Genomic DNA, 25979 nt, shown 5'->3' on the forward strand with positions numbered 1-25979 from the left:
CAAGCATAGCAACAGGCGCATTCGCCTGCCGGAATCGCCGGAATCGCCGGAATGGACGAGACGACGCGCTCAAGGCTTGCTCTGCTTGCGCCGCTTCGGCTGAGATGCATGACGCGCTTCCCACGCGCGCAACTGCGTCTCGTAACGCTCGAGCGCTTCCTCATAGAGATCGAAGACGCACGGATTGCAGCCGCTCTGGCAGCAGTCTTCCGGCAAGGGGCGCTCGGGCGGCGTCGGGCGCGGGTCGTCGTGGCGGGTCATCTGAATGTGCGTGGCGTCATCGATGCATTGTGCAACGGCTTCGCGCCGCGGACGCGAGCGGCTAAACTTTGGCGGCGCGCCGGTCGCGGCGAATGCGATACTGCGCGCGGGACAATGATCCGCCCGTCGTCACGTCGATCGGACCGAGGGACTCACGCGATGAATCACTTCGTCAGCCTTGCGATCTCCGGGGTGCTCGCGAGCGCCTTGCTGGCCGGCTGCGTCGTGCCGCCGCCGGCACCGGGCGCCTCCGGTCAGACCGGCGCGGCTTATCAAACCGCCCCGGCCGCGCAAAGCGCCTGGAGCGCGGAAATCCGCCGCACGCAGGACGGCATTCCGCACATTCGCGCGGCCGACTGGGGCAGCCTCGGCTTTGGTTTCGGCTATGCGCAGGCACAAGACAACCTGTGCACGCTCGCCGACGCCTTCGTCACGTATCGCGGCGAGCGCTCCGCCTACTTCGGCGCGGACGCACGGCCGCCTTCGACCGCGACCTTCGGTCAGCCGCGCAACATCGACGCCGATTTTTTCTTCCGCATGATCGGCGATCAGGCGACGGTCGAGCGTTACCGCTCCGCGCAGCCCGTCGAGCTGCGCAGTTTGATCGACGGTTTCGCGAGCGGCTACAACCGCTATCTCGCCGATCTCAACGCCGGCAGCTTTCCGGGCGCGCACGCGGTGTGCCGGGGCAAGCCGTGGGTCGACAAGATCAGCGCCGACGACATCTATCTGCGATTGATTGCAGCCAATCTCGCGGGCGGCTCGGTGCGCTTCCTGACGCCGATCGCAACGGCGCATCCGCCCAAACCCGCTGCGGCTCCACGCGGCGACAGCGAGCCGCCCGCGCCGACCGCCCAGGCGTCGCCCGACGCGCTGCGCTTTTCCATCGGCGAGAATCCGGGCATCGGCAGCAATGCGCTTGCATTCGGCGCACCGATCACGCGCGACAAACGCAGCATCCTGTTCGGCAATCCGCACTGGTTCTGGCGCGGCCCCGACCGCTTTTATCAGGCGCAACTGACCATTCCGGGCCAGGTGAACGTCGCGGGCGTGTCGTTTCTCGGTGTGCCGCTGATCGTGCTCGGCTTCAACGAGAACATCGCGTGGACGCATACGGTGTCGAGCGCGCGGCGCTTCGGCATCTTCCAGTTGACGCTCGATTCCGCCGATCCGACGCGCTATCTCGTCGATGGCCAGAGCGAAGCGATGACGCCCGTGCCGCTCACGGTGCGCTCGCGCCGCGCCGACGGCACGCTCGAATCCGTGTCGCGCACGCTCTACAAGACGCGTTTTGGGCTGGTCGTCGATCTGTCGGCGATGGCGCAGGGCCTCGGCTGGAGCGCGCAACGCGCGTACGCACTCGCCGACGTGAACGTCGACAACACGCGCGCGTTTCAAAATTTCCTGGCGTGGAATCAGGCGCGCTCGCTGACCGACTTCATGGCAATCCAGAAGCGTTATGCGGGCATGCCGTGGGTCAATACGTTCGCGATCGGACGTGGCGACGAGCGCGTCTGGTTCGCAGACCTAGGCCCGATTCCGAACGTGCCCGATGCGCTCGCGGACGCCTGCACGACACCCGCAGGCCGCGCGTTCGCGGGCCGCGTGACCGGCGTGCCGTTTCTCGACGGCTCGAAAAGCGCATGCGCCTGGCGCGTCGATTCGGCGAGCGTGCAACCGGGCGCGCTGCCCGTCGAACAATTGCCGAACACGGTGCGCGGCGATTACGTCGGCAATTTCAACGACAGCTACTGGCTAACCAACGCGAACGCGCCGATGTCGGGCTATCCGCGTATCGCGGGCGCGACGGGCGTCGAACAGTCGCTGCGCACGCGTTACGGCCATCTGCTCGCGGCGCGGCTGCAGCGCGAGCGCGGCGGCATCACGCGCGAGGCGCTCGAATCCGCCGTGCTCGAGACGAACTCGATGTCCGAGCGGCTGTTCCGCAAGCCCTTGCTCGACGCGGTCTGCACCGTCAACGATGCCGTCTCGAACCTGCACGACGCGTGCGAGGTGCTGCGGCAATGGAACGGCACGGCCGATATCGATGCGCGCGGCGCGAACCTGTGGGACGAGTTCTGGCTGCGCGTGACGCGTATCGCGCCGGAGCGGCTCTACGAGTCCGGCTTCGATCCGAACAAGCCGCTCGCGACGCCCGGCGGCTTCAACGTCGACAATCCGGCCGTGCTGCAGGATTTGCGTCAGGCGCTCGGCGGCGCGGCGCTCGCGCTCAGATTGAACGGCTTTGCGCTCGATTCGCGGCGCGGCGACATTCTCTACACGATGCGAAACGGCGCGCGCGTGCCGCTGTACGGCGGCTGCGACGAGGCGGGCTATTTCACGATCGTCTGCGCGCGGCGTCCGCTCGATGCAAAGGGCTATCCGATGGACGTCAGCGGCCAGGGCGACAGCTACGTGCAGGTCGTCACCTTCGGCACGAGCGGCGTGGAAGCGGACACGATGCTTTCACATTCCGAATCGGACGATCCGGCCTCGCCGCATTCCGGCGATGCGACGCGCGCGTTCGCGGCAAAACGCTGGGCGCGCTTTCCGTTCACCGATCAGGCGATCGACGCGGATCCGGCTGTGACGCGCGTGGTCGTGTTCGGAACCCGCGACGACGCTGCGGCCCCGCCGGCGCGTTGAAAAAATTATTTAAAACACGCGAGCTTGGCGCGCGGGCCGTCGAATCAGGGGCAATTCCCGTCTATCATTTAAGTTTGCTCGAAAGGGATACACGGTCATGACTATCGGCGACAGCACGCAGCACGAAGACGCGGTACGGCTCGATTCCGCCGTCCTGCGCGAATTCGTGGAGCGCAAATGGAACGACGAGATCGTTCCCGCGCTGACCGACTACATCGCGGTCCCGGCAAAGAGCCCGATGTTCGACAACGACTGGGCGCGCCACGGTTTTATCGAGCGCGTCGTGACGGATGCGGTCGACTGGGTGAAAGCGCAGCCGGTCAAAGGGCTCAAGGTCGAGATCGTGCGCTTGCCCGAACGCACGCCGGTGATCTTTTTCGAGGCGCCGGCTACGCGCTCCGGCAGCACGGAAACAGTCGTGCTTTACGGCCATCTGGACAAGCAGCCGGAATTCGAAGGCTGGCGCAGCGATCTCGGCCCGTGGACGCCCAAGTTCGAAGACGGCAAGCTCTACGGCCGGGGCGGCGCCGACGACGGCTACGCCACCTACGCCAGCATCACCGCGCTCGCGGCGCTGGATGCGCAGGGCGTCGAGCGGCCGCGCTGCGTGGGCATCATCGAGACGTGCGAAGAATCGGGCAGCTACGACTTGCTGCCGTACATCGACGCGTTGCGCGAGCGGCTCGGCGACGTCGGGCTCGTGATCTGTCTGGACTCGGGCGCGGGCAATTACGATCAGCTCTGGCTCACGACTTCGCTGCGCGGCCTCGTCGCGGGCGACCTCGAAGTGCAGGTGCTCGACGAGGGCATCCACTCGGGCGGCTATGGCGGCATCGCGCCGTCGACATTTCGCATCATGCGGCAACTGTTCGAGCGTCTCGAAGATGCGAGCACCGGCGACTTGCTGCCGCGCGATTTTCACTGTCCGATTCCGCTTCTGCGCGAGCGCGAAGCCGAAGCCACGGCGCGCATTCTCGGCGACGACGTCTGGAAGAAACTGCCGTGGAGCTGCGGTCAGGACGGCGGCAGCGTCCTCCCGACGACAACCGATCCCCGCGAGGCACTGATCAATTCGACGTGGCGGCCGTCGCTTACGGTGACGGGCGCAGCCGGTCTGCCTCCGCTCGCGGACGCAGGCAATGTGCTCGCGCCGCGCACGGCGTTCAAGCTGTCGCTGCGGCTTCCGCCGCTCGTGGATGCCGCCGGAGCGGTCGAGCGGCTCAAGTCGCTGCTGGAGTTCGATCCGCCCTATAACGCGAAGGTCACGTTCAAGCCGGAAGTGGGCGCCGCCACCGGCTGGAATGCGCCCGACCTGGCGCCCTGGCTGGCGACGTCGCTGAACGATGCCTCGCAGCGGCACTTCGACGCGAATGTCGCGTTCATGGGTCAAGGCGGCACCATTCCGCTGATGAACACGCTGAAGGAAGGCTTTCCGCGCTCGCAATTCATGGTGTGCGGCGTGCTCGGCCCGAAATCCAACGCGCACGGTCCGAACGAATTCCTGCATGTGCCGTATGCAAAGAAGCTGACGGCCGCGGTTGCGGAGGTGATCGCCGCGGCACCGTGAGCGTTGCACGGCTTGATCAAGACGGAAGCCCGGACCTCGGTCCGGGCTTTTTTTTCGCCGCTTTTCCACCGCTTCTAAGCGAATTTTGTAAAACCAACTGGTAAGGCCAGTTGATCGTCTGTAAAGTGGGAGGCCCGCGCGTTTCTCAAAAAACGGCGCGCGAGCCACCAACCAGGAGACGAGTGTCGCAATGAATGCATCCCCAACGTCCACCACTTCCGCCACCGAACAGCGCATCGCCGCCGACACGTTGCACGCCTACGTCCGGGCGATCTGGGAACACGCAGGCAGCACGCCGCGCGAGGCGGAACTGGTCGCCGATCACCTCGTGATGTCGAATCTGTCGGGCCATGATTCGCACGGCGTCGGCATGATTCCGCGCTACGTCGCGTCGCTCGGCGAGGGGCAGTTGAAGCTCAATACGCATGCCGAGATCGTGCGCGACGCGGGCGCGGTGCTGACCGTCGATGGCCGCAAGGGCTTCGGTCAGGTCGTGGCCTACGAGGCGATGGAACACGGCATCGAACGCGCGAAAAAGCTCGGTGTCTGCGCGGTCGGACTGCGCAATGCGCATCACATCGGGCGTATCGGACATTGGGCGGAACAGTGCGCGAAGGCCGGGCTGGTGTCGTTCCACTTCGTGAATGTGGCGGGCGATCCGCTCGTCGCGCCGTTCGGCGGCATCGACCGGCGCTTCGGCACGAACCCGTTCTGCGCGGCCTATCCGCGCGCGGGCAAGAGCCCGCTCGTGCTCGATTTCGCGACCGCCGGAATCGCGTATGGCAAGACGCGCGTGGCGTACAACAAGGGCGTGAAGGTCGCGCCGGGCATGCTGCTCGATCACGAGGGCAAGCCGACCATCGAACCGAAGGTGATGCACGAGGAGCCGTTCGGCTCGCTCACCGCGTTCGGCCTGCACAAAGGTTCGGGGCTCGCGGCGCTATGCGAGATTTTCGGCGGTGCGCTGTCGGGCGGCTACACGACGCACGAAAGCACGCTGGAGACCTCGAGCGCGATCATCAACTGCATGACCTCGGTGATTCTCGACCCCAACGCCTTCGACGCCCCCGCCGCGCAAGCCGAAGCCGAAGCGTTCCTCGAATGGATGAAGGCTTCGCCGCACGCGGAAGGAATCGACGCGATTCACGCGCCGGGCGAGCCCGAGGAAGCGCGGCGCGCGGAACGCACGGCGAACGGCATCGCGATCGATCCGACGACGTGGAAGCAGATCCGCGAATCGGCGGCGACGTCGGGCATGCCTGACGCCGACATCGAGAAGTTTGCGAGCGCGCTCAAGTAAGTTGCGGACGCGCTTCACGCGGCAAATTGGTCAAGCCAGTTTGCCGCGCGCGCTGCGCGGGTTGCGGTCAGACGACCAGGTCTTTTTCGATCCACTCGATAACCGATGTGCGTTTCGGTTGCCAGCCGAGCAGTTCGCGCGTGCGCTTGCTGCGCACGCGGCTGTTCGAGCCGAGTCCGTACGAGGCCATTTCGTAACCCCATTCCGCGATCGCCTGGTCGAGCGGCCAGTCTTCAGGACCACGCAGATGCAGCGTCTTTGCCATTGCGGTGGTCATGTCGCGGAACTGCGCTTCACCGCTCTCGACAAAATAGTACGTGCCCGCCGGCGACTTTTCGAGCGCGAGCCGATAGATCTCGACGACATCGTCGATATGCACGTTCGACCAGATGTTCAATCCACGCCCCACATGACGCACGATGCCGCTCTTCTTCGCCTGATTTTCGAGCCGCGGCAGTTGCACGCTCGCGGCGCCCGGCACCGCGCCGTGACCGTAGATCAGCGTGTTGCAGAGCACGGTCGAGCGCACGCCGCGTGTGGCGGCGTCGAGCACGAGATTGTCGATTGCGACGCGCGGCGCCTTGTCGGGCGTAGGCTCGGGCAGATCGTCTTCGGTGTAGATGGTGTCGGACGCTTCACCACCCGACGCATCGCCGACGATGCTCGAACCGCTCGTATGCAGAAAAGGCTTGTTCGAGCCTTCGAGCGCGCCGATCAGCGCCTCGACTGCGCCGCGATGATCGCTGCTCGCCGCGTTGATGACCGCATCTGCGGCGCGCGCTTCGGCGGCGAGCAGGGCGGTATCGTCGAGGCTACCGATCACCGGTTCGATGCCGAGGCGCTTCAACGCGTCGCTCTGCTCGGCGCGACGGATAAGACCGCGCACGCGATGTCCGTCGCGTGCGAGCCCCGCCGCAATCGATCCGCCGATGAAACCGCTCGCGCCTGTGATAAAGATGTTCATGCTTCTGCTCCGTTGAATGTTCAAGTCGATGAGCACAGTATGGGCCGCTTCGACTTTCGCAAAAACGGTGCTAGTCTCAAATGATCCTTGACTCAGAATCAAGAATTCTCTCTTGATCCCATCCGACGATGCCACCAATCGAACTCATCACCGCGCCCGGCTTGCCGATTCCCGCAGGCCACTACAGCCACGCGACGCGCGCCGGCAACCTCGTTTGCGTGTCCGGCCAATTGCCGATGCGCCCCGACGGCACGCACACGGGCGACCGCCCGTTCGAAGAGCAGGCGGAACAGACGCTCGCCAATTTGCGCACCGTGCTGGAAGCGGCGGGCGCGAGTTTCAGTGACTGCATCGAAGTGACGGTGTATCTCGTGGGCGTCGAGCACTGGAAGGCGTTCAACGAGATCTACGCGCGTCACTTCGGCGAGTGGAAGCCGGCGCGCGCGGTCGTGCCGGTCAGCGCGCTCCACTATGGCTACTTGCTGGAGATTTCCGCGCGGGCGTGGGTCGAGCGGAACTGATCGCACGAGCCACGCCCCGACCGCGCCCGAACCCGCGCACTAAGCAAGATCGAGCGACGTCGTCAGATCGCCGAGCGGCGCCTCGCCATTCGCGGCGAACGCGCGGTCGCGCGCGGCTACTCCGTCGAGCGGCGCGAGGTCGTGCACGCGCGAGATGAAGCGCAGGATCGAGTTGGTGTCGTGCACCGTGTGATCGACGTAGCCCTTCTTCGCGAACGGCGAGATCACGAGCGCCGGAATGCGCGATCCCGGCCCCCAGCGGTCGCCCTTGGGCGGCGGGACATGATCCCACCAGCCGCCGTTCTCGTCGACGGTGACGATTACCACCGTATTTGCCCACTGCGGCCCGCGCCGGATGTGTTCGATCACGTTCGAGATATGCCGGTCGCCCGAGGCGATGTCCGCGTAACCCGCGTGCATGTTGAGGTTGCCCTGCGGCTTGTAGAAGGTGACGGCGGGCAGCCGTCCCGCGTCGATGTCGGCGAGAAGCTTGTTCGTCGATGGATCGTCGCCCAGACCCGCATCGCGCAGATGCTGTGCGCGCGCCGCCGTGCCCGGCGCGTAGTTGGCGAAATAATTGAACGGCTGATGATGGTACTGAAAATCCGGCACCGCGCCCGTGTCGCGATGCTCCAGCGCGTACTGCCACGCGCCGCTGTACCACGCCCAGTCGATATTCTTCGCCGAGAGCCGGTCGCCGATGGTCGCGTAGGTCTGGGGCGGCAACACGAGCGCATTCGCTCTGTCCGCAAAACGCGGGTCGCCGCCTGGCGTGGGCGGCACGTTGCTCGGCTGGTAGGGCGGAAACATCGTGTTGACCGCGTATCCATCGGCGGTGAGCGCGCCGTCGCGGGCGAATTTCGGTGGTCCTTCAAGAGCGGATTTCGGTGAATCGGGTGCGAGCTTGAGTCGCGCGCCGGTGGGATCGTCGCCCTCGATCATCGCCAGCAGTTTGGCAGCCGGGCCGCTCTTCGCGTCCGGATAGAACGGGGCCTGCGCGGAAATCAGAAAGATGTGATTCAGCCAGGAACCGCCGAACGCGGACATGAAGAAGTTGTCGCAGAGCGTGTACTGCTGAGCGAGGCCCCAGAGTCTCAGCGTGTCGGGCGAGTTCTGATAATGGCCCATCACGAGGCCGCCCGAATCGCCCCACGCCGCGAACTGGTTGTTGCGTCCGGCGTTGATCTGCATCTGGTTTTGATAAAACCGATGCACGAGATCCCGCGTGATGACCGAATTGGGGAGCGGTGCGCCCTGCGCGTCCATGATCTGGAAGGGGCCGTTACGCAAACCGGCGATTTGCTGCTCCGTGATGGCATAACGCTTGCCGCCAACTTCCTGCGCCTGCGGCACGAGCCCGCCCCAGATCTTCGGCAGCGTGGGCATTGGCGTGACGCCGTCGCGGTCGAACTGGGTGTAATGCGACGCGGGCACGGCCGCCAGCGGATATTGCACGCCCGGATAATTGCCGTAGAGATTCGTAAAGCTACGGTTTTCCGCGTAAATCACGACGATGCGTTGTACCTTCGCGGCGAGCGTGCGGTCCAGCGCGAGATCGGCGGCTGTCTTCGGCGTGGACGGCTTCTGATCGAACAGATTGCATCCGCCGAGCGACAGGCCCGCTAGCCCGACGCCCGCAGCCAGAAGCCGCCGCCGCGCGGGGTCCGCCGGTGTGTCGCTGGCTGGCGTGTCGTTGCTGGAGGTAAGCCCGTTCGACAGCCCGTTCTGCGGATGATCGTTCTCATTCATCGCCTGATTCCTCGTGAATATGCGGAACGCGCCCCGATGACGCGCACTCGCATGATCGACATGGATACATGACGCGCCCATAACACGGCGCCCCGACTTGACCGTCCTGGCAACGACGGGTCAACTGAGCGGCAATGATGCCGCATCGCCCGGCGGCGGGAAACCCGGCCGAACGACATAGGCAGAAATACGGAACGATGTGCGAATCGGCTTATATCTTTCAGCCGACTGGAAACCGCAACACGGCGTGACTAACATCAACTCAACACGAGCTTCACGCCGACGAGAACCAGCGTCGCGGCGAGCACGTGGCGCAGCAGCGCTTCCGGCGCCTTCGAGGACAGCATGCTGCCAACGGCAATGCCCGGTATCGAGCCCACGAGGAGCGAAGCGAGCAATGACCAGTCGACGGAGCCGAGCATCCAGTGCCCGGCGCCCGCAATCAGCGTCAGGGGCACGGCGTGCGCCACATCCGAGCCCACAATACGCACCGTCGCGAGGCGTGGGTAGAGCAGCAGAAGCACCGTTACGCCGATCGCGCCCGCGCCCACGGAGGTGATCGAAACCAGCACGCCGAGAATCGCGCCGGTGAGAACCGTCCAGGCCGCGGTGCGCGCCGGCTGTTCAGGCCGTCCGTGCCCTTTTTGATAGGCAAGGCGCGCAAGTTGCGGCCGGAAAATGAGCGAGACGGCGGTAATGAGGAGCGCCGTTCCGAGAATCAGCTGGATGAGCCGTGCGGTACCGGGCGAAGCAATGCCGTGGGCGTGCAGGAAATAGAGCGTGAGCGCCGCCGCCGGCACGCTGCCCGCCGCCAGCCGGCCGGTGATGCGCCAGTCGACCGAGCCCTTGATGCCGTGCACGAGCGTGCCCGCAGTCTTGGTCGCGGCCGCGTACAGCAGGTCGGTGCCGACGGCCGTCGCCGGGTGGATGCCGAACAGGAGCACGAGCAGCGGCGTCATGAGCGAGCCGCCGCCTACGCCCGTCAGGCCGACCAGAAAGCCCACCGCGAGTCCTGAGGCAGAATAAAGTAAGTCGATATGCGGAAATGACATTGCGCGCGGAGAACCCGTCAGCCGTGATTAGGTCGAAAAACCGTCGATGATAGCGGGTAAGCGGCTCACCCGCTGTATGTAGGCCACGTTCAGGCGTGGCGATGGCACCATGGCGGGCAACTCGGGCGCGTTCAGGCGTGGTCAAGCGTGGTCACGCGCGGCTCACGAGACCCTTCAGATTACTTTCAGGAAGGTGCAATGGATACAAAAGAACAGTCGCAAGGGCAGGTGCAGCAGCAACAACCACTCACGGACGAGCCGTTCATCCCGACCGAGCATGCAAACATGCCGAGCGAACGGCAGTTCGTTTTGAAGTCCGGCAACACCTTTGCCGTGTACGACGCCAACGGCGACATCCGTGGCGGCGACGACGGCCTGTTCGTCAACGACACACGCGTGCTCTCGGAACTAGTGCTCACGTTCGGAGGCCGCGCGCCGTCGCTGCTTTCGGGCAGCGTATCGAGCGACAACGCCGTCTTCACGGCGCACCTGACCAACCGCCCGCTGCCGCCCATCGGCGGGGCGCACACGCCGGAGGGCGTGATCCACGTCGAGCGCAAACGCGTGTTGTCGGGGCATGTACTGCACGAGAGCATCGTGCTCACGAACTACGGCACGGAGCCGTCCACCGTGCCGCTGTCGATTTCCTTCGCAGCGGACTTTCTCGACATGTTCGAAGTGCGCGGCGCAAAGCGCGGCAAGCGCGGCACTCTGCGGCCGCCGGCGGTCGAGAACGGTGAAGTGGTGCTGCGCTATGTCGGTCTGGACGAAGTGGAGCGGACCGCGCGCATCCAGTTCACGCCCGCCCCGGACGTACTCTCGCCAACGCGTGCCGACTACGCGCTGCACATCCAGTCGGAAACGGCGATTTCCGTCTACTTGTCCGTGACGGCGGTGACGCACGCCTTGAGCGACGCCAGCGAGGAAAGCAAGCGCAACGCGGCGGAAGCGGCCGAATGCGCGCCCGAATCGGGGCGACCGGCCATTCGCGAGGCGCTGGTCGAAGCGCATCGGCGGATGCGCGACAGGCGTCGTGCGAGCGCGCGCGTGCGTTCGAGTAATCCGCTCTTCAGCGAATGGATCGACCGTTCGCTGGCCGATCTCGGTTTGCTCACGACCGATCTCGAAACCGGTCCGTATCCGTATGCCGGTATTCCGTGGTTTTCGACCGCGTTCGGACGCGACGCGATCATCACGTCGCTGCAGATGCTCTGGCTGCATCCGACTTTGGCGCGCGGCGTGCTGCGCTTTCTGGCCGCGCATCAGGCACGCGAGGACTCGGCGTTCCGCGACGCCGAGATCGGCAAGATCATGCACGAGACCCGCAAGAGCGAAATGGCCGCGACCGGAGAAGTGCCTTTCGCGCTGTATTACGGCGGCGTAGACAGCACGCCGCTCTTCATCGTGCTGGCAGGCGCTTATGCCGAGCGCACCGGCGACCGCGAACTGCTCGACGAGATCTGGCCCGCGCTGCAACTCGCCGCCGAATGGGTCGCGCGACATTGCGACAAGAATCCTCACGGTCTGCTCGATTATCAGCGCGCATCCGAACACGGACTTGCGAATCAGGGCTGGAAGGACAGCCAGGACTCCGTGTTCCATGCGGACGGCAAGTTTCCCGTTGGACCGATCGCGCTCGTCGAAGTACAGGGATATGCATCGACGGCGTTTTCCACGATGGCGCGGCTGGCCCGCGAACGCGGCGAAGAGGAGAGCGCCCGCGAATTCGACAGGCGTGCGCGCCATATCCGCGAGCGCGTCGAGGAAATGTACTGGATGCCGGAGATGGATTTCTACGGCATCGCACTGGACGGCAAGGGCGATTTGTGCCGCGTGCTCGCGTCGAACGCGGGGCATCTGCTGGCGTTCGATCTCGTCGACCGTACACGCGGTGAAGCGGTCGCGCGCCAGCTCGAATCGACGCTGTTTCACACCGGCTGGGGCGTGCGCACGCTCGCGGCGGGCCAGCCGCGTTTCAATCCGATGTCGTATCACAACGGCTCTGTCTGGCCGCACGACACGGCGCTGTGCGCGCGCGGTCTGGCGCGTTACGGCGAGCGCGGGGCGGCCGTCGGCCTGTTGCAGTCGCTGTTCGAGGCGGCAGTCACTTTCGATATGCGCCTGCCGGAGCTGTTCTGCGGGTTCACACGGCAGCGCGGCGAGCGGCCCATCGCTTATCCGGTTGCGTGCCTGCCGCAGGCGTGGGCTGCGGGTGCGCCGTTCATGGTGCTGGAAGCGTGTCTGGGCGTGACCGTCGATGCCGTCAACGACGAAGTGCGGATCGACCGGCCGCAACTGCCAGAGGGCATCGACTGGCTGGAAATCGGCGACCTGCGTCTCGGCGACAAGATCGCGACCATCACGTTCCGGCGCGTCGGCGGTCAGGTGATTCCGTCGGTGGAAGGGGATGTGCGAGTCGTCGCGGTTCTTTGACGCGAAAACGCCCGACGCCTGTGAGGCGCCGGGCGTGCAGCATGCAGCCTGCCGTTAAACCGCCACGCTGCCGACGTAGTTTTCGGCAAGCGCGGTGGCAGCCGCACGCGATGTCGTCACGTGCTCGAGTTCCGCCACTTGCAGGCGCTGCTCGAAGGGCGATGTGTCGTCGAGCTTGTGCAGCATGCGCGTCATCCACCACGAGAAGTGTTCCGCGCGCCAGATGCGCTTCAACGCCGTCTCCGTGTAGCGCGCCAGCTTGTCGCTGTTGGCTTCCTTATAGAAGTCGATGAGCGCGGCGGTCAGCACGCGCACGTCCGATACCGCGAGGTTCAGGCCCTTCGCGCCGGTCGGCGGAACGATGTGAGCGGCGTCGCCGGCGAGGAAGAGCTTGCCGGACTGCATCGGCGTCGAGACGAAGCTGCGCATGCCGACAATGTTCCTCTGGAAGATCTTGCCCTCGGTGATCTGCCAGCCGTCGGCGGTATCGACGCGTGCGTGAAGCTCGGCCCAAATGCGGTCGTCGGACCAGGCATCGACGGAGTCTTTCGGGTCGCACTGGAAGTACATGCGCTGCACACCCGGCGAACGCGTGCTGATGAGCGCGAAGCCGCGATCGTGACGCGCGTAGATGAGCTCATCGGAAGAGGGCGGCGCTTCGACGAGGATGCCGAACCAGCCGAACGGATACACCCGCTGATAATCCTGCCGCACCGCTTCGGGAATGCACTGGCGCGAGACGCCTTGCGAGCCGTCGCAGCCGATGATGAAATCGCACTCGAGTTCTTCGCTGCGGCCTTCGTGTTGATATTTGATGCGCGGCTTGCGATCGCTACCTACGTGGAAATCGTGCAGCGATACGTTCGACACGTTGAACTTCAGGGCACCGTTTGCCGCGAGACGCGCCGCGACGAGGTCCTTGATCACTTCGTGCTGTGCGTAGACCGTGATCGAATGCCCGGTGAGTTCCGTCAGCGCGATGCGGCGCCGCTGCCCCTCGAACGCAAGCTCGAAACCGTGGTGCAACGCGCCTTCGGCCTGCATGCGTGCGCCGAGACCGACCTGATTGAGCAGGTCCATCGTGCCTTGTTCGAGCACGCCGGCGCGAATCGTCGATTCGATGTCGTTCTGGCTGCGCGATTCGAGCACAACCGATTCGATGCCGCGCAGATGAAGCAGATGGGAAAGAAGAAGCCCGGCCGGGCCCGCGCCGACGATGCCGACTTGAGTACGCATGTTTGTCTCCGTGAGGCAGTGGTGATGTTGTGCGTACAGTGTCGGCAGAGCGGCCTTATGCCGCAACGCGATAAGGAGGATAAGGTCTATCTGGTTTTGAGATAAAGGGCGGAAAATGGTCGATAATGGCGTTTTTAAGGGCTTATATCAGGGTAAATCCTGAGTCCGGCGCCATAGCACGCGCCAGGATTAGCGGTTTTAGCAGATCATTGACCGAGTGCTTCCGCGCCGTACATGGACCTAACCGCGGGCCGGTCTTCGACCCGCATAAACCAACGCCTCAGATTCTCGAATTGGCTGAGGTCGATATCCGCGCCATAAACCGATTTCATCCAGAACGCCTTTCCCCAGCGCGTCAACGCGAATAAACATTTCAGCCGCACCCAAAATCGAGGGCGGCTGAAAACCGAAAACTTACTCCGCCGCCTTCTCCTTCATCTGATTCAACCGATATTCCCCTTGCCGCGTGAGCATCCATCCCGGATATTCCGACGGCAACTGGCTCACCTCATCGAGCGCGGCGAGTTCGTCGTCATTGAGCCGCACCTTCGTCGCCGCGATGTTGTCGTCGAGTTGCTCGATCCGTTTCGCGCCGATAATCACGCTCGACACCACCTTCTGATGCAGCAGCCAAGCCAGCGCGATCTGCGCGACGGACACGCCTTTGCCTTCGGCCATGCGCCGCATTACGTCGACGCAGTCATACGCACGCTCGACATTGACCGGCGGAAAATCGAACTTGGCGCGTCGGCTGCCTTCTTCCTTGCCGCCGTCACGCGTGAACTTGCCCGACAGCAGACCGCCCGCGAGCGGACTCCACACCATTAGCCCTACGTTTTCGCTTTGCAGAAGCGGCACGATTTCGCGTTCGAGATCGCGACCCGCAACCGTGTAATACGCCTGCAGCGATTCGAAGCGCGCGAGCCCGAGCCGCTCGGAGATGCCGAGCGCCTTCATGATCTGCCACGCCGCCCAGTTCGACACGCCGATATAGCGCACATGTCCGTGCTGCACGAGATTGTCGAGCGCGCGCAGCGTTTCCTCGATCGGCGTTGCGGGATCGAAGCCGTGAATCTGGTACAGATCGACATGATCGAGTTGCAGCCGCTTAAGGCTCGCCTTCACGCCATCGATGATGTGATAGCGCGACGCACCGCGCGAGTTCGTGCCCTTGGTGCCGGTCTCGCCGAGAATCTTCGTCGCAACGACCACGTTCTCGCGCGGCACTTTCAGGTTCTTCAGCGCCTGACCCGTGATGATTTCCGACCGGCCGTCGGCGTAGACATCGGCTGTATCGATGAAATTGATGCCCGCGTCGAGCGAGCGGCCGACGAGCTTGTCCGCTTCCGCCTGCTGCAACTGACCGATGTTGTCCCAGATTCCGCCAGTCCCGCCGCCGAAGGTCATGGTGCCGAGGCACAGTTCCGAGACGAAAAGACCGGTATTGCCGAATTTCCTGTAACGCATGATTGCTCCCGAATGGCTGATTGGGCGCGGCTTCGCTGCTTGAAAGGCAGGTGGGACGCGCCGGCAATGCAGTATCGTCCCGCGGGGCGCGCCGTTCATAGCCTGATCCTGCTCAATCCTTGCCTGTTCCTGCAAACGCGGAGGTTGACCGGCAGCAATCCCGCGCTCGCGCGAGTAAGCTAGACACACTTCCATCCTCTCAAAAAACCGTCCGCAAACCATGGCTTTGAACGACACTCCCGGCCTCGCCGGAAAAGACAGTCACGAGCAGCCCGGTGAGGCGCGCAACGGCGGCGGCGCGCCCGATGCCGCGCTGGATCAGGCCCGCCTCGATCTCGTCGCGCTGCTGGATCGCTTCACCGTCGGATGCGAAGGCTCGGTGGAAACGCCGGTGCCGGGGCTTTTTCTGCATCGCATCATGAATCCGGGCGGGCCGAAGCACGGCATCCAGACGCCCGCGCTCGCGCTGATCGCGCAGGGCAGCAAGCGCCTCATCGTCGGCGACGAAACCTACATCTACGATCCGATGCACTATCTCGTGTCGTCGGTGGATCTGCCCGTGTGCGGACAGGTGTCGGTCGCGAGCGAGTCGGAGCCTTATCTCGGCATGCGGCTGGAACTCGATGTCGAGGAAATCACGGCGCTGATCCAGGACGAAAAGCTGCCGCCCGCCGCCCAGGCCGACGCATCGCGCGGTCTCTACGTGAACCGCCTCGGCAACTCGATGCTCGACGCGGTTCTGCGTCTGCTGCGCCTGGTCGACTCACCCGAGGACGTGCCCATTCTCGCGCCGCTCGTGAAGCGCGAGATTCTCTATCGCCTGCTGATGAACGGCTCCGGCGCGCGGCTGCGGCAGATCGCGTTGCAGGACAGCCAGACGCAGCGCATCGCGAAGGCGATCCAGTTGCTGCGCCAGCACTTCGACCAGCCGCTGCGCGTGGAGGACATCGCGCGGGACGTGCATATGAGCGTGTCGTCGCTGCATCATCATTTCAAGGCCGTGACCGCGATGAGCCCGCTGCAATATCAGAAGCAGTTGCGGCTTCAGGAAGCGCGGCGGCTGATGCTGCTCGATATCGTCGATGCCGCTACGGCCGCGCATCGCGTGGGTTACGAAAGCGCGTCGCAATTCAGCCGCGAGTACAGCCGCCTCTTCGGCGCGCCGCCGCTGCGCGACACCCGGCGCTGGCGCGACGCGGCGGCCGCAGGCGTCTGAGCGCGGTCTTCGTCCCGTCGGGCGGCGAAATTTCGACGAATCGCTAGCCACGCGCGCGCGAATGGTCTTGAATGAAGTGCCGACTGGCGATGCGAGGGCGCTGCCGCATCGATTTATTTCATCGTCCGCGGAATAGTGCAGCGCTTCCGAACGTTCTACGGATACTTCTACGACAAGGAAAGATGAAATGAAGAAGCGCATCGTGATGTCCGTCGCCGCTCTCGCCACCGTTGCCGCCGCTTTTGCTTCGTCCGCGAGCGCGGCAGCGCCCAAAGAAGCCAACGGCATGTACGTCGATGAAAACGGCATGACCCTCTATACCTTCGACAAGGACAGCAAGGGCGGCCCGAGCGCGTGCACCGGCGGCTGCGCACAGGCGTGGCCCGCGGCGATGGCGAGCGACTCCGACAAGCCGAGCGGCAAATGGACCATGGAAGCCGGCGATGGCGGCAAGCAATGGGCCTACGACGGCAAGCGCGTCTATCGCTTCGCGAAGGACACGAAGCCGGGCGACAAGAACGGGGACAATTTCCGTGACGTCTGGCATGTCGTGAAGCCCTGAGCGTTTCGGAACACGCGCAAGGGAACTGAAGCCGACTCGCAATCTGCGAACTCGCGGCGAACTCGCGGAATAAATCGGCGGGTTCGCCGGTCAATCTATGAACGGGTAACGATCATGAAACGATCGATCGGAGTGACGGCGCTCCTGATCGTGCTCGGCTTCGCGCTGAGCGCGGCGGGCTGCGCGAACGGCATGCAAAGTGCGCCGAACGGATCGGGCGGCACGAACAGCCCGAGCGGACCCGCCGGCGGAGGAAGCTACTGATGAGGCACGCCATCCGCGCGACGCACGCGGTCCGTACGCGAGCGGGCTCACGGCCTTGAGCTTCGAGAGCGATCTCCTCGCGCACTTGCCGCAGCTGCGCCGCTACGCTCGCGCGCTGACGGGCGATCGCGCCTGGGCCGACGATCTCGTGCAGGACGCAACCGAACGCGCGCTGAATCGCTCGAAGTCGTTCCACACCGGCACGAACCTGCGCGCGTGGCTGTTCACGATCATGCGCAATTTATATATCGATCAGTTGCGTGGGCGGCGCGATATCGCCGTCGACGATGAAACCGCGCCCTGGCGGCAGATGGCCGCGCCGCGCGGCGAAGTGGACGGGCTCGTATTGCGCGACGTGCAGCGCGCGCTTTATTGCCTGCCCGTCGAGCAGCGCGAAGTGATGTTGCTCGTATGTGTCGAGGAAATGAGTTATCAGGAGGCATCCGTGGTGTTGAACGTGCCGACCGGAACTGTGATGTCGCGCTTATCGAGAGCGCGCGAACACATGCGCGTTCTGCTCGGCGAGGAACCGGGCCGCAAGGCGTCGGCGTCGTCGTTGAAAGTGGTGAGCCGATCATGACGAATCAGGACCGTCCATCCGACCACGCCGACCCGATGGGTCCCCCGAAGCCCGATCGCGACCTGCAGGCGCTGTCCGCCTACGTCGACGACGAACTGCACGCCGATGAACGCGACGCGCTGGCCGAACGCATCGCGAACGATCCCGCGAGCGGTGCGACCGTTGCCGCCTATCGCGCGCAGGACAACGCCTTGCGGGCGCTGTTCGCCGATCAGGGCGAGCCGCAGGTCATCCGCCTCAAGCCGCGCGCGCGCGAGCGGTATCTGCTTGCGGCGTGTTTTCTGATCGTTGGCGTGGCGTGCGGATTTTTGCTGCACATGCTCGTGCCCGCGCTCGGCGACCAACAGCCGCGCTTCGCCGAGCGCGCCGACATCGCATATGCCGTGTACGCGCCGGAGCAGCGCCATGCGGTGGAAGTGGCGGCGTCGCAGCAGGATCATCTCGTGACGTGGCTGTCGAAACGCCTGAATCGTTCGGTGACGATTCCGTCGCTGACCGAGTACGGTTTTCAACTGGTTGGCGGCCGGCTGCTGCCGGACGAAGAAGGGCCCGCGGCGCAATTCATGTATCAAAACGCGGCGGGCGAGCGGCTCACGCTCTATATGACAACGGCCACGATCCGGCGCAACGACACTCGCATCAAGACCCTGAGAGACGGCCAGCGCACGACGTTTTACTGGGCGTGGGACCGTGTCGGTTACGCGCTGTCGGGGCAAATTGGCGAAGCGAAGCTTCAGGCCATTGCGTACGACACGTGCAAGGAACTCGGCGGCGATCCCAAGAACTGGTAGTCATCGACCGATGCAACAAGGCCGCAGCGATGGTATTCGCTGCGGCCTTTTTTTACGTCCCGCGATAATCAATAGTAGCGATGCGGCGGCGGCGGGGCCACGTGATGCTCATGCCGGCGTTCCCACTCGCGCCGTTCCCAGTAACGATGACCGTCATAATAACGATCGCCGTGCCAGCCGACGGTGACGTGCTGCGGGGCATAGTGATGCACGTCCGCCGACGCGACATTAGCGAGGCCCATACCCAGCGCGGCGGCCAGGGAAGCGATCAGCAGGCTCTTTTTCGTCTTGTTCATGATGTTTGCTCCTATCTCGTTAGCTCAGCCAGCACACCCGCACTGTTTGAACTGCGATTCAGCGGATGCGAGTTTCAGAAGATTCGCAGCGGTTTAATAGCGGTAGTAATCGCGATGATGGTGATATCCGCCATCGCCCGGAACGACGATGCAGCCCGACAGCGCGCTGCTTAACACCACGCCCAACGCTGCAAGGATCGCTAGCTTCTTCATTGGTTTCTCTCCGTGTGAACCATGGAAACCAATTTAGCGGTTCGCAAAATGACAAGCCGTGTTCGTTTGTAAGCAAACGTATAACGTGAAATATTTACGATGGGCGTCTGTAAAGCGTTGTTGCAGAGTCGTGGCTGTTGCACGCGCGCGCGTGAAGGTTTATCCTGAACTACGATTCGATCTGTCGGAGTGAATATGTCCCACATCAGCACGGGCGTGGAGTACGCGCTGCACTGCATGCTCTATCTCGCCGAGCCGCCGCATGGCGTGCGCGAGGCGGGTGTGCGCGATCTCGCCGACCTGCAGGGCGTGCCGGCCGAGTATGTGGCCAAGCTGTTCACGAAGTTACACAAGGCCGGACTCGTCGTGGCGACGGAAGGCGCGCGCGGCGGCTTTGCGCTCGCGCGGCCGTCGAGTGAAATCAGCGTGCTCGATGTCGTCGATGCCATCGACGGCGACAAGCCGCTTTTCGATTGCAGGGAGATTCGCGCGCGCTGCGCGGTGTTCGGCGACGAAGCCCCGCCCTGGGCGACGAGCGGCGTCTGTGCGGTCCACGCCGTCATGAAGAACGCCGAGAAGCGCATGCGCGAGGCGCTCGCGGCGGACCGGCTCTCGGACCTGGCGGGCCGCGTTCACGCCAAGGCGCCGCGCACCTTCGGACCGCAGGTCGTCAAGTGGCTCGACGAACGCACGGGCCAGCGCCGCGCCGCAAAGAGTTGACCCTAGCGAACGATCTTCGGCTTCATGTTCGGCGTGAGCGAAACGCCGACCACGTGACCGTCGCGTACGCCGCAACGGCTGTCTACGCGAGTCCATTGCTGCTTGCCGCGCGCTTTGGCGAACGCGCGCATCACGATCACCTGGTCGACCGGAATCGGATTGCCGACACTGAAGATCGGAGTTTCGCTGTCGATCGTAGCCGACAGCACGCGACGATCGGGCACGATCAGCGTGTCGTACTTCGGCGCGTTCTCCACCCATCGGTCGATGGCCGCGACGCATTGCACCACCGGTTCCGGCACGTGGAGCTTGGTCAGATACGAATAGTCTTCCGGCAGGTCCGGCGTTTCCTGGGCCTGAACGAGCTGAAACATCGACGCCGAGAGCGAGAGCGCCAGCAATACGGGAGCAAGAGATTTATTCATGCGATGGCGATGAAAAAGGGCGTTCGGAGCGTATGGGCAAGCGCGGATCGCCGGGGCACGGATCGCGTGAGTGGCGCTGTGTATGCGATGCGCGCGCCTGCGCAGGGATGCCGCGAAGTATACCGTGTGAAGTTTTGTGACGTCGAGCGAATCGCGCATTCCGAATGCCGGTCGTAAGCAATGCGCGCCGCGTTGTATCCTTCGATGCAGGCCACTCATGTCGAAGAGGTGCGCGATGAAAGCAGTGCGATGGTCGCAGCAGGACGGCACCGGGCTCGAACATCTCGTGCTCGACGAGAGGCGCGAGGGCACCGTGATCGAAAGCGCGGTCGTGGGCGAGGATGGCGCGCACGCGTTCGGCCTCGTCTATCGCATCGAATGCGACGCGCGCTGGCAGGTTGTGCGCCTGGCGCTGAAGCTCGCGGGCGGCGCGACGCTCGATCTGCATCGCAAAGACGGCAACAACGGCGACGCGCACGCGTGGAGCGATGCGCACGGCGCGCCGTTCGAGTCGTTGCGCGGCTGCATCGACGTGGACGTCACCGCCACGCCTTTCACCAACACGCTGCCGATCCGGCGCATGAAGCTCGAACGCGGCGAGCGGCGCGTGATTCGCGTGGCCTACGTGCGTGTGCCCGAACTCAGCGTGAGCGCCGTGGAGCAGGCGTATACGTGCATCGAGCCGAATCATCGCTATCGTTATGAAGGGCTCGACACGGGCTTCACGGCGGATATCACGGTCGATGCGGACGGCCTCGTCGTCGACTATCCGGGTCTCTTCAGGCGCATCAAATGAAACGTCTCCCCAGGAAACATCACCCCGACGCCATTCACCGCGAGCGGCGATAATGCCTTGCATTGCACGATTCAGACTGACCTTTCAACGATGAACCATACGACTTCACCCCGTCTCACGAGCCTTTCCCACGGCGGCGGCTGCGGCTGCAAGATCGCGCCCGGCGTGCTCGCCGATCTCCTGAAGCGCGCCGCGCCGCTGCCCGCGTTCCCCGATCTCCTCGTCGGCAACGACACAGCCGACGACGCCGCCGTCTATCGCCTCAACGACGAGCAGGCGATCGTCGCGACGACGGACTTCTTCATGCCGATCGTCGACGATCCCTTCGACTTCGGCCGCATCGCCGCAACCAACGCGCTCTCCGACGTCTATGCGATGGGCGGCAAACCGATCCTGGCGCTCGCGCTCGTCGGCATGCCGATCAACGTGTTGCCGCACGAAGTGATCGCGCAGGTGCTGAAGGGCGGCGAAGCGGTGTGCGCGGAAGCGGGCATACCGGTCGCGGGCGGCCATTCGATCGATTCCGTCGAGCCGATCTACGGGCTCGCGGCGATCGGCATCGTGCATCCGTCGCGCGTGAAGCGCAACGCGGCGGCGCGCGCGGGCGACGTGCTCGTGCTCGGCAAGCCGCTCGGCGTCGGCGTGCTGTCGGCGGCGCTCAAGAAAGACAAGCTCGATGCCACCGGCTACGCGGCCATGATCGCGGCGACGACCAAGCTCAATCGTCCCGGCGCGGAGCTCGCCCGGCTCGACGGCGTGCACGCGCTCACCGACGTGACCGGCTTCGGCCTGCTCGGCCACACGCTCGAACTCGCACGCGGGGCGCGGCTCACGGCGCGCATTCGTTACGCGGACCTGCCGTGGCTGCCGCAGGTGCGCGAGTTCGTGCGCGCGGGCATCTACACGGGCGCGTCGGGACGCAACTGGAACGCTTATGGCGCCGATGTGACGCTGGGCGCATTCGCCGATGCCTCGCTCGACGAGGCGCGCGCTTTGCTCACCGATCCGCAAACTTCGGGCGGCCTGCTCGTATCGTGCGCGCCGGAAGCCGTGAACGACGTGCTCGCGATCTTCCGTGCCGACGGCTTCGACGATGCCGCGGTCATCGGCGAAATGGTCGATGGCGCGAGCCGCGTTGACGTAGCCTGAACGGTTCTAATCTCAAGGACGGCATGAACGAAGAATCACCCAAAGCAATTTTCTACGCGCTCGCCGCGAATTTCGGCATCGCCGTGTGCAAGTTCGGCGCGGCGGCATTCACCGGCTCGGGCTCGATGTTCGCCGAAGCCATCCACTCCACCGCCGATTGCGGCAATCAGTTGCTGCTGCTCTTCGGCATGAAACGCGCGCAGGCGCCCGCGAACGCGCTGCATCCGCTGGGCTCGGGGCGCGAGATTTACTTCTATGCGCTGATCGTCGCGTTGCTGTTGTTCTTCGTGGGCGGCGCGTTTTCCGTGTACGAGGGCGCGCATCGGCTGCTGCATCATGAGCCGTTGTCGAATCCGGTCGTCGCGCTCGTGATTCTCGGCATCTCGGTTGTGCTCGAAGCGTTTTCGCTCGCGGGCGCAATACGCGAGATCCGCAAGGGCGCGCCCAACAAGTCCTTATGGCGATGGTTCCGCGAGACGCGCGAATCGGAACTGCTCGTGGTCGCGGGCGAGGATGTCGCGGCGCTGCTGGGTCTCGCGATCGCGTTCGCCGCCGTGCTCATGACGATGCTCACCGGAAATCCCGCCTTCGATGCTGCCGGCTCGATCGGCGTGGGCGTGCTGCTGATGGTCATCGCGTATCTCGTCGCGCGCGAAGTGAAGTCGATGATCGTCGGGGAATCGGCGAGCCCGGAAGTGCGCAAGGCGATCGACGCGCATCTGCGCGCGCGGCCCGAAATCACGCGCATCATCAGTCTCATTACGTTGCAGTGGGGCAAGCATGTCGTGGTCGCGGTGCAGGCGGAAATGATCGATTACGCGAGCGGCCGCGCGATGATCGACGCGATCAATGTCATCGAAGAAGACTTGCAGCGTGCGTTTCCGCAAGTGCGCTGGGTTTTTTTCGAACCCGATGTCGCACGCGACCGCGGCGAACCCGCGACCACGCCGTAATTTCACGCGCGTGGCCGAGCGGGAGTGCCAAGTGCTACCGGTCACGAATGCGCCGACTTCGCGCTGCGTCGTCTTTTCGTCTATTGGCGACCGCTTCTGCTTCGCGGATGGCATCGCGTTAGCATAAGGCGTGCGCATCGTCCGCATCGAGTCCCTGTCATTTCGCGATCTTCATTCGACCCATGCGCAAAGTCCTTCTTGCCGTATTGCTTGTTACCGTGTCGAGTTTTCTCTCGGCACTGCCGACATATTCCTTCGCCGCAGCCGCGTCGCAGCCTGCCGTCGCGCTGACGCCGCAGCAGGCGCGCGATGCGTTGACCGTGCTCAACGATCCCGCGCGACGCTCGCAAGTGGAGGACACGTTGCGCGCCGTCGCGGCTGCGGGTGCGCTTGCCGCGCCGGCGCCGGCCGCAAGCGCGCCGGAAGCTGCGTCGAGTTCATCTGCGACGCCCGCCTCGGGTGCGTCGAGCGTGCTCGCGCATTCGTTGACGGCGAACGGGCTGGCGTCGCAACTGTCGCGGCAGGCGGGGCACTGGCTCGTGCAGATCGGCGCGGGACTGCGTCATTCGATCACGGCGCTGCTCGACTTCGGTTCAGTGCGGATGTGGTGGCAGGATCGCACCGCGACCGACTCGGCGCGCATGCTGCTCGGCCATGTCGCGTGGACCGTGCTGGCGTCGCTGCTGCCGGCGTTGCTGCTCGAATTCGTGTGCATGCGTCTGCTCCGGACACCACGCGCGAAGATTGCGGCGCGCGGTATCGCCGATGCCGAAGTGCAGGAGCCGGAACTCGTGCACGAACAGCGGGCCGCCGAGCGCGCGGAAGACATCGCGGCGCGAAGCGGCGACGAAACCGCGATGCATCTGGCCGAGCGCAAGGTCGACAAGGCGCGCGGTCAACGTCACGCGGCGCGCCACTGGACGCTGCTGCAACGTCTGCCGAGCGCGCTCGTGCACGGGCTGCTCTCGCTTGTACCGCTCGTCGTGTTCATCGGCGTCGTGACGCTGCTCATGTCCTTTTTCATCGACGAAAACACGCCCGAAGCGCACGTTGCGGGCTCGCTGATCGATGTCTATCTGGTCTGCCGCGGCATCGTGATCGTGAGCGGCTTCTTCCTTGCGCCGCGCGCGCCCGGGCTGCGTCTTATCCAGATGCGCGATTTCTATGCGGCTTATGTGCATCGCTGGGTGCGGCACGTCGTGTACGTGGCGGGCGCGGGCATCGCGCTTGCCAACGCGGGCGAGCCGCTCGGCCTGTCCGGCGACGCGCGCATCGCGGTCCTTAAAGTCACGATGCTGTTCGTGCATCTGATGATCGCGTATGTCATCTTCGCGTGCCGCACGTCGGTGGCCGAGCGGATTCGCGAGCAGGCGAGGGTGAATCGCTCGGTCAGGCTGTTCGGCAACTGGGTTGCCGATATCTGGGCCGCTGTCGCCATCTTCTTCGTGATCGCGCTGTGGTTCGTGTGGGCGCTCGACGTGCAGAACGGCTATCGGACGCTGTTCCATCTCGGCGGCGTGTCGTTGCTCGTGCTGGTCGGCGCGCGCGTGCTGGCGATCGTTGCGTTCGGTGCGCTGGGCCGCCTCTTTCATCGCAGCGATGACGACGACGTCTCCGAACAATCCATCCTGCGCCGACGCGCTTATCGCTATTACCCGGCTTTGCGGCGCATCGTGCAGGCGCTCATTTCCATCGTCACGGTGGTGTTTCTGCTGCAAGTGTGGGGCATCGACATCCTGCGCTTCTTCACCTCCGGCGGCGTGGGCAACCGGCTCGTGTCGGCGCTCGTGACGATCGCGGTGGCCGGCGTCTTCGCCGTGCTCGTGTGGGAGGGCGCGAACATCATCGTCGAACGGCGGCTCGAACAGTGGACCGCGAGCGGCGAACGCCTGCGCGCGGCGCGCCTGCGCACGCTCTTGCCGATGATGCGCTCCGGCCTGTTCATCGTGATCGCGATGATCGTCGTGTTGACGGGTCTTTCGGAACTCGGCGTGAACACGGCGCCGCTGCTCGCGAGCGCCAGCATCTTCGGCGTCGCGCTCGGTTTCGGCTCGCAAAAGCTCGTGCAGGATCTGATCACCGGCATCTTCCTGCTGATGGAAAACGCGATGCAGGTCGGCGACTGGGTGACGCTCGCGGGCGTGTCGGGCACGGTCGAATATCTTTCGATTCGCACGGTGCGGCTGCGTGGCGGCGACGGCTCGCTTTACACCGTGCCGTTCAGTTCGGTCTCGACGGTGAACAACACCAACCGGGGCATCGGCAATGCGGCGGTGCGCGCGTCGATTGCGCTCGGTCAGGACGTCGATCTCGCCATCTCCACGCTCAAGGAGATCGGCGCGGCGCTGCGTGAAGACGAAGCCTTCCGCGACGGCATTCTCTCCGACTTCAGCTTCTGGGGCGTCGATGCCGTCGACGGCTCGACCGTCACGCTCGCAGGCCAGATGCAATGCCGCGACAGCTCGCGCTGGCCGGTGCAGCGCGAATTCAACAGGCGCATCCTCAACGAGTTCACGGCGCGCGGCATCGAAATCGCGAATCCGCAGCGCAACTTCGTGATCGTGAGCGACCGTGATCACGAAGCCGTGAAAGACGCGGACGAGGCCGGCGCGGATCAGCGCGGCGAGCCTTCGCGGGCCGCGCAGCATCCGACGAGCGAAGCGTCGGGCACGCCGAATGTCGCATCGAATGCGCCGCCGCCGCGCGCGTCGCAAAGCGGCACTTGAAGCGGCTGTTTTTGCCGGTCGTCATGTCATCGATGCTCCTATAATTGTGCGGGCCGATCGCGCCCTGTACGCGTACCCCGAGCGGGCGTGGT

23 protein-coding genes are annotated in these 25979 nt (G+C 64.6%); 15 read left to right on the top strand and 8 right to left on the bottom strand.

The features are described 5' to 3' along the window. Window positions 1-69: 69 nt before the first annotated feature. Entirely contained in the window at window positions 70-261 is a 192-nt protein-coding gene (locus tag BRPE64_RS17255) for an oxidoreductase-like domain-containing protein (protein ID WP_016354775.1), read from the bottom strand. 159 nt (window positions 262-420) lie between these two features. Between BRPE64_RS17255 and BRPE64_RS17260 the strand changes: the two genes are divergently transcribed. From BRPE64_RS17260 to BRPE64_RS17270, 3 genes are all read left to right on the top strand, one after another. Then, window positions 421-2907, top strand: coding sequence for a penicillin acylase family protein (locus BRPE64_RS17260; RefSeq protein ID WP_016354776.1), 2487 nt, complete (start codon window positions 421-423; stop codon window positions 2905-2907). 97 nt (window positions 2908-3004) lie between these two features. Continuing rightward, a complete protein-coding gene (locus BRPE64_RS17265) occupies window positions 3005-4474 on the top strand; it encodes a M20 family metallopeptidase (protein ID WP_016354777.1) in 1470 nt (489 codons plus the stop codon). A 190-nt stretch (window positions 4475-4664) separates the two neighbouring features. After that, window positions 4665-5774 carry a malate/lactate/ureidoglycolate dehydrogenase gene (locus BRPE64_RS17270; protein WP_016354778.1) on the top strand — a complete coding sequence of 370 codons (1110 nt, stop codon included), beginning with the start codon at window positions 4665-4667 and terminating at the stop codon, window positions 5772-5774. A 67-nt stretch (window positions 5775-5841) separates the two neighbouring features. Here BRPE64_RS17270 and BRPE64_RS17275 read toward each other — a convergent pair whose 3' ends face one another. Beyond that, complete coding sequence (locus tag BRPE64_RS17275) at window positions 5842-6738, bottom strand: NAD-dependent epimerase/dehydratase family protein (protein WP_016354779.1); 897 nt, start codon at window positions 6736-6738, stop codon at window positions 5842-5844. A 128-nt stretch (window positions 6739-6866) separates the two neighbouring features. Here BRPE64_RS17275 and BRPE64_RS17280 point away from each other — a divergent pair, with 128 nt between their 5' ends. After that, window positions 6867-7259: a RidA family protein gene (locus BRPE64_RS17280; RefSeq protein WP_016354780.1), complete on the top strand. Its 393-nt coding sequence runs from the start codon at window positions 6867-6869 to the stop codon at window positions 7257-7259. Between the two features lie 39 nt (window positions 7260-7298). Here BRPE64_RS17280 and BRPE64_RS17285 read toward each other — a convergent pair whose 3' ends face one another. Together BRPE64_RS17285 and BRPE64_RS17290 are read right to left on the bottom strand one after the other, a co-directional pair. Continuing rightward, window positions 7299-9008 (bottom strand): acid phosphatase, encoded by a 1710-nt coding sequence (locus BRPE64_RS17285; RefSeq protein WP_044042372.1) that lies wholly within the window; start codon window positions 9006-9008, stop codon window positions 7299-7301. A gap of 257 nt (window positions 9009-9265) precedes the next feature. Continuing rightward, entirely contained in the window at window positions 9266-10060 is a 795-nt protein-coding gene (locus BRPE64_RS17290; RefSeq protein ID WP_044042374.1) for a sulfite exporter TauE/SafE family protein, read from the bottom strand. Between the two features lie 198 nt (window positions 10061-10258). Between BRPE64_RS17290 and BRPE64_RS17295 the strand changes: the two genes are divergently transcribed. Then, window positions 10259-12493, top strand: coding sequence for an amylo-alpha-1,6-glucosidase (locus BRPE64_RS17295; protein ID WP_016354783.1), 2235 nt, complete (start codon window positions 10259-10261; stop codon window positions 12491-12493). A gap of 54 nt (window positions 12494-12547) precedes the next feature. On the opposite strand, the gene BRPE64_RS17300 is transcribed toward BRPE64_RS17295, so the two are convergent. Further along, complete coding sequence (locus BRPE64_RS17300) at window positions 12548-13729, bottom strand: 4-hydroxybenzoate 3-monooxygenase (protein WP_016354784.1); 1182 nt, start codon at window positions 13727-13729, stop codon at window positions 12548-12550. A gap of 414 nt (window positions 13730-14143) precedes the next feature. Then, entirely contained in the window at window positions 14144-15196 is a 1053-nt protein-coding gene (locus BRPE64_RS17305; protein ID WP_016354786.1) for an aldo/keto reductase, read from the bottom strand. A 220-nt stretch (window positions 15197-15416) separates the two neighbouring features. Here BRPE64_RS17305 and BRPE64_RS17310 point away from each other — a divergent pair, with 220 nt between their 5' ends. The 5 genes from BRPE64_RS17310 (at window position 15417) to BRPE64_RS17325 (ending at window position 18609) form a co-directional block, all read left to right on the top strand. Then, the gene (locus BRPE64_RS17310; RefSeq protein WP_016354787.1) at window positions 15417-16412 is read left to right on the top strand and encodes an AraC family transcriptional regulator; all 996 of its coding nucleotides are present in this window, start codon (window positions 15417-15419) and stop codon (window positions 16410-16412) included. A 205-nt stretch (window positions 16413-16617) separates the two neighbouring features. Then, window positions 16618-16974, top strand: a complete 357-nt coding sequence (locus tag BRPE64_RS17315) for a COG4315 family predicted lipoprotein (RefSeq protein WP_044042740.1) — start codon at window positions 16618-16620, stop codon at window positions 16972-16974. A 114-nt stretch (window positions 16975-17088) separates the two neighbouring features. Continuing rightward, on the top strand, window positions 17089-17238 hold the full coding sequence (locus tag BRPE64_RS33220; RefSeq protein WP_016354789.1) for a hypothetical protein: 150 nt from the start codon (window positions 17089-17091) through the stop codon (window positions 17236-17238). Between the two features lie 55 nt (window positions 17239-17293). Then, window positions 17294-17818 carry an RNA polymerase sigma factor gene (locus tag BRPE64_RS17320; protein ID WP_016354790.1) on the top strand — a complete coding sequence of 175 codons (525 nt, stop codon included), beginning with the start codon at window positions 17294-17296 and terminating at the stop codon, window positions 17816-17818. Then, a complete protein-coding gene (locus BRPE64_RS17325) occupies window positions 17815-18609 on the top strand; it encodes an anti-sigma factor family protein (protein ID WP_016354791.1) in 795 nt (264 codons plus the stop codon). The genes BRPE64_RS17320 and BRPE64_RS17325 overlap by 4 nt, the downstream gene beginning before the upstream one ends. Window positions 18610-18677: 68 nt before the next feature. On the opposite strand, the gene BRPE64_RS17330 is transcribed toward BRPE64_RS17325, so the two are convergent. Beyond that, window positions 18678-18905 carry a hypothetical protein gene (locus BRPE64_RS17330; RefSeq protein ID WP_016354792.1) on the bottom strand — a complete coding sequence of 76 codons (228 nt, stop codon included), beginning with the start codon at window positions 18903-18905 and terminating at the stop codon, window positions 18678-18680. Between the two features lie 408 nt (window positions 18906-19313). On the opposite strand from BRPE64_RS17330, the gene BRPE64_RS17340 reads away from it, so the two are divergent. Further along, window positions 19314-19838, top strand: coding sequence for an RrF2 family transcriptional regulator (locus BRPE64_RS17340; RefSeq protein WP_016354794.1), 525 nt, complete (start codon window positions 19314-19316; stop codon window positions 19836-19838). A gap of 2 nt (window positions 19839-19840) precedes the next feature. Here BRPE64_RS17340 and BRPE64_RS17345 read toward each other — a convergent pair whose 3' ends face one another. Then, window positions 19841-20263 carry a BspC domain-containing protein gene (locus tag BRPE64_RS17345; protein WP_044042377.1) on the bottom strand — a complete coding sequence of 141 codons (423 nt, stop codon included), beginning with the start codon at window positions 20261-20263 and terminating at the stop codon, window positions 19841-19843. Between the two features lie 235 nt (window positions 20264-20498). Between BRPE64_RS17345 and BRPE64_RS17350 the strand changes: the two genes are divergently transcribed. The 4 genes from BRPE64_RS17350 (at window position 20499) to BRPE64_RS17365 (ending at window position 25887) form a co-directional block, all read left to right on the top strand. Further along, a complete protein-coding gene (locus tag BRPE64_RS17350; protein ID WP_016354796.1) occupies window positions 20499-21059 on the top strand; it encodes a putative glycolipid-binding domain-containing protein in 561 nt (186 codons plus the stop codon). 90 nt (window positions 21060-21149) lie between these two features. After that, window positions 21150-22208, top strand: coding sequence for a selenide, water dikinase SelD (selD, locus tag BRPE64_RS17355; protein WP_016354797.1), 1059 nt, complete (start codon window positions 21150-21152; stop codon window positions 22206-22208). Window positions 22209-22231: 23 nt separating this feature from the next. After that, window positions 22232-23161 carry a cation diffusion facilitator family transporter gene (locus tag BRPE64_RS17360; protein ID WP_016354798.1) on the top strand — a complete coding sequence of 310 codons (930 nt, stop codon included), beginning with the start codon at window positions 22232-22234 and terminating at the stop codon, window positions 23159-23161. A gap of 182 nt (window positions 23162-23343) precedes the next feature. Then, complete coding sequence (locus BRPE64_RS17365; RefSeq protein ID WP_016354799.1) at window positions 23344-25887, top strand: mechanosensitive ion channel domain-containing protein; 2544 nt, start codon at window positions 23344-23346, stop codon at window positions 25885-25887. Window positions 25888-25979: the final 92 nt, after the last annotated feature.

Origin of the sequence: Caballeronia insecticola, assembly GCF_000402035.1 — a bacterium.
GTDB lineage: Bacteria > Pseudomonadota > Gammaproteobacteria > Burkholderiales > Burkholderiaceae > Caballeronia > Caballeronia insecticola.

Excerpts from the sequence above, each read along its gene's own strand:
- BRPE64_RS17275 (WP_016354779.1), bottom strand. The coding sequence starts at position 6,738 with ATGAACATCTTTATCACAGGCGCGAGCGGTTTCATCGGCGGATCGATT.
- BRPE64_RS17340 (WP_016354794.1), top strand. The coding sequence starts at position 19,314 with ATGTCCCACATCAGCACGGGCGTGGAGTACGCGCTGCACTGCATGCTC.
- BRPE64_RS17345 (WP_044042377.1), bottom strand. The coding sequence starts at position 20,263 with ATGAATAAATCTCTTGCTCCCGTATTGCTGGCGCTCTCGCTCTCGGCG.
- BRPE64_RS17285 (WP_044042372.1), bottom strand. The coding sequence starts at position 9,008 with ATGAATGAGAACGATCATCCGCAGAACGGGCTGTCGAACGGGCTTACC.
- BRPE64_RS17295 (WP_016354783.1), top strand. The coding sequence starts at position 10,259 with ATGGATACAAAAGAACAGTCGCAAGGGCAGGTGCAGCAGCAACAACCA.
- BRPE64_RS17325 (WP_016354791.1), top strand. The coding sequence starts at position 17,815 with ATGACGAATCAGGACCGTCCATCCGACCACGCCGACCCGATGGGTCCC.
- BRPE64_RS17305 (WP_016354786.1), bottom strand. The coding sequence starts at position 15,196 with ATGCGTTACAGGAAATTCGGCAATACCGGTCTTTTCGTCTCGGAACTG.
- BRPE64_RS17310 (WP_016354787.1), top strand. The coding sequence starts at position 15,417 with ATGGCTTTGAACGACACTCCCGGCCTCGCCGGAAAAGACAGTCACGAG.
- BRPE64_RS17260 (WP_016354776.1), top strand. The coding sequence starts at position 421 with ATGAATCACTTCGTCAGCCTTGCGATCTCCGGGGTGCTCGCGAGCGCC.
- BRPE64_RS17265 (WP_016354777.1), top strand. The coding sequence starts at position 3,005 with ATGACTATCGGCGACAGCACGCAGCACGAAGACGCGGTACGGCTCGAT.
- BRPE64_RS17360 (WP_016354798.1), top strand. The coding sequence starts at position 22,232 with ATGAACGAAGAATCACCCAAAGCAATTTTCTACGCGCTCGCCGCGAAT.
- BRPE64_RS33220 (WP_016354789.1), top strand. The coding sequence starts at position 17,089 with ATGAAACGATCGATCGGAGTGACGGCGCTCCTGATCGTGCTCGGCTTC.
- BRPE64_RS17270 (WP_016354778.1), top strand. The coding sequence starts at position 4,665 with ATGAATGCATCCCCAACGTCCACCACTTCCGCCACCGAACAGCGCATC.
- BRPE64_RS17330 (WP_016354792.1), bottom strand. The coding sequence starts at position 18,905 with ATGAACAAGACGAAAAAGAGCCTGCTGATCGCTTCCCTGGCCGCCGCG.
- selD (WP_016354797.1), top strand. The coding sequence starts at position 21,150 with ATGAACCATACGACTTCACCCCGTCTCACGAGCCTTTCCCACGGCGGC.
- BRPE64_RS17290 (WP_044042374.1), bottom strand. The coding sequence starts at position 10,060 with ATGTCATTTCCGCATATCGACTTACTTTATTCTGCCTCAGGACTCGCG.
- BRPE64_RS17255 (WP_016354775.1), bottom strand. The coding sequence starts at position 261 with ATGACCCGCCACGACGACCCGCGCCCGACGCCGCCCGAGCGCCCCTTG.
- BRPE64_RS17300 (WP_016354784.1), bottom strand. The coding sequence starts at position 13,729 with ATGCGTACTCAAGTCGGCATCGTCGGCGCGGGCCCGGCCGGGCTTCTT.
- BRPE64_RS17315 (WP_044042740.1), top strand. The coding sequence starts at position 16,618 with ATGTCCGTCGCCGCTCTCGCCACCGTTGCCGCCGCTTTTGCTTCGTCC.
- BRPE64_RS17350 (WP_016354796.1), top strand. The coding sequence starts at position 20,499 with ATGAAAGCAGTGCGATGGTCGCAGCAGGACGGCACCGGGCTCGAACAT.
- BRPE64_RS17280 (WP_016354780.1), top strand. The coding sequence starts at position 6,867 with ATGCCACCAATCGAACTCATCACCGCGCCCGGCTTGCCGATTCCCGCA.
- BRPE64_RS17365 (WP_016354799.1), top strand. The coding sequence starts at position 23,344 with ATGCGCAAAGTCCTTCTTGCCGTATTGCTTGTTACCGTGTCGAGTTTT.